Origin of the sequence: Cryobacterium sp. MP_M3 (assembly GCF_015752155.1) — a bacterium.
In the GTDB taxonomy this organism is placed as follows: Bacteria; Actinomycetota; Actinomycetes; order Actinomycetales; family Microbacteriaceae; genus Cryobacterium.
In genome coordinates, this window is sequence record NZ_JADOVI010000041.1 from 1 (window position 1) to 2,656 (window position 2,656).

Sequence of the window (2,656 nt, forward strand, 5' to 3'; positions counted from 1 at the left end):
TGTCAATGGCCAATCCGAACTGCCCACGGGCGGCCAGTAGAAATGCCCGCTGGTGGCCATGAAAACTGCCCACTCATGGCCAACAGATCTGCCCACCTGGGGTTTGGTGGCGTTGGCCATGCGTGGTCGTGCTCGGTCTAACTCATCGCGGTGACGCCCTTCCCAGCGAGGGCCTGGGTGAGCCGGATCGAGTCGCCCGAGGTCTGGCAAACGTGCGCGTGGTGGAGGAGCCGGTCGACTGTCGCGGTCGCGAGGGTCTTGGGCATGAGGGCGTCGAAGCCGGCCGGGTGCAGGTTCGAGGAGACCGCGATGGAGCGTTTCTCGTAAGCGGCGTCGACGAGCCGGTAAAGGCCTTCGGCCGCGTCGGCTCCGACTTCGAGAAGCCCGATGTCATCGACCACGATCAAATCGGCGCGAAGGATCCGGGCGACCACCCGGCCGACGGAGTCGTCGGAACGGTGGGCGCGGACCAGGGCGCCGAGGTCCTCGAGGCGGAACCACGCAACCCGCATCCCGGCCTCCACGACTTGCTGGCCCAGGGCCTCGAGGAAGAACGTTTTCCCGGTCCCGGAGGGCCCGCAAACGACGACGTTCTCCTTCCGTCCGATCCATTCCAGGGTCCGCAGGGCGTGCTGCGTCGGGACCGGGATCGAGGATGCGGACTCGTCCCAGGTGTCGAAGGTTTTCCCAGTCGGGAAGCCGGCGGCCTTCCGGCGGGTGGCGAGCATGGACCGGGATCGGCCGGTGACTTCTTCGACGAACAGGGCCTTGATGACCTCGGCCGGTTCCCAGCGTTGGGCGCGGGCCGTCGCGATCAGCTCCGGCGCCAATGCGCGGGCGTAGGGCATCTTCAGCTGCCGCATCAACGCCTCCAGCTCCGCCGGCAAGGCGGGCGCGGCCGCGGCCGTGACGCTCACGCGCTCTCCTCCAGATCGTCGGCGGAGACCTCGAACACCGGGGCGACGGGCCGGCCGATGGCCGCCCACCCGGCGGTGCCCTGCGCGAGCGACTGCCCCTCATCTGCGCGGTGAGTCAGGGTTCGGGAGCTGTTGGAGCCGAGGATCGAGGCGAGGTCGCCGGTCGCGAAGCGGCCGTAGGTTGCCGCTTCGCCCAGGGCCTCGTCGACGGCGGTCAGGCCGCTGATCTTGGCCAGCGCCACGGCGTCAGCCATCTTCACGTTCATCCGGGTCGTGCCCGCCGCCGCGGCCTCGAGCAACCACGCCTTCGCGCCCGCGCCGATGCGGAGGAACTCTGCCTCCGCGGCGCTGCGGGCCTTGACCGCGTAGTCGCCCGGGATTCTCTCGCGGTGGTCAGGGAAGTGCGCGTCATCGATCGACGGGGAGCCCGGCCGGGCACGCGGGTGCCGGGCGACCTCGACGGGACCGTCAGCGCCGTGGTGCACGACGATGACCTGCTCGCCCTCGCCGATCCCGTGGCTGCGGACGAAGACCCGCGCGCCGAGCAGATGCGCGGGAACCGAGTACTGACCGTTCTCGAACGTGACCATCGGGGTGTTGTCCGGGACGGACCTGGAGAGGCCGAACGAGACCGTGTGGGCGGTGTCGGGGATCCGGTGCAGCCGCGGCTGCTCCTCGACGAGCATCGCGGCGGGCTTGCGCCTCGTGACCCGGTGCTCACGGTTGTTGACCTCGTCCATGAACGCGTCGCAAGCCGCTTCGACCTCCGCGAACGACGCGTATTCCGGGCGCAGGTTAGTGTCCCTGGGAACGATGTCGGCTTTGGCGACCTTGACCGAGGACTCCGACCCGCCCTTCGTTGCCGGGTCCGCGGGCTGGCAGGTCAACACGGTGATGCCGTAGTGGCGGGCGAAGTCCACGGTCTGCTGGTTGCGCACCGGGACGCCCGCGACGTGGGACACGGTGACCGTCTTCTCGTTGTCCGTCAAGACATAGGTCGGGGCGCCGCCCAGGATGCGGAGCGTGCGGTCCAGGGCCGCGAACACGGTCGGGGCCGTCCGGTCCCGGAGCGCGATCACGACCCGGAACCTCGACCACGCCAGCCAGGCGACGAACAACACCGTCTTGCGGCCATCGATCACGGGCCCATCGCCGAAGTCATACTGCAACCACATCCCAGGCTCCGTGATCCACGGCCGATGCACCCGAACGTGGCCGAACCGGTAGGCCGTGCGGACCTGCGCGACCGCCCGCCGCGTCGAACGCTCCGACCCCGTGTAGCCGAGGGCGAGGAGTTTGTCGTGGGCTTTGTCGGCGCGGATCTTGCCCTTGGACGCCTCAACCCATTCCTCGATCTTGGGCAGGAACTCGTCCGTGACCCGGCCCCGATACGCCGGCTCAGCGATCGGCTTGCCCGCATCGCGGGCGGCAACGTGGCGGGCGACGGTGTGGTGCGAACAGCCAGTGAGCTCGGCTGTGGCGCGCAACGATCTGGTCAGATCGTAGGCAGCAAGTATTTCCATGATTTCTCCGTCATGCTTCATTCAGGGCCTCTTCCTGGGCGACTTTGATGCGTCTTAGACACCGCAATCAAACCCCAGGGAGAGGCTCCCGCCGCTTAAGCGGTCGGGCTCAGAACAAGAAGTGGGCAGATCTCATGGCCACCAACGGGCAGTTCTACTGACCGCCAGTGGGCAGTTCCGTGGCCGCCTATGGGCAGTTTGGCATGGCCGCTAACA

2 protein-coding genes are annotated in these 2,656 nt (G+C 68.2%); both read right to left on the reverse strand.

Annotated elements, in window-relative coordinates:
* Positions 1-137 precede the first annotated feature (137 nt).
* The gene (gene istB / locus IWX89_RS18180; RefSeq protein WP_196904943.1) at positions 138-917 is read right to left on the reverse strand and encodes an IS21-like element helper ATPase IstB; all 780 of its coding nucleotides are present in this window, start codon (positions 915-917) and stop codon (positions 138-140) included.
* Positions 914-2,461 carry an IS21 family transposase gene (gene istA / locus IWX89_RS18185; RefSeq protein WP_196904944.1) on the reverse strand — a complete coding sequence of 516 codons (1,548 nt, stop codon included), beginning with the start codon at positions 2,459-2,461 and terminating at the stop codon, positions 914-916. The genes istB and istA overlap by 4 nt, the downstream gene beginning before the upstream one ends.
* Positions 2,462-2,656 lie beyond the last annotated feature (195 nt).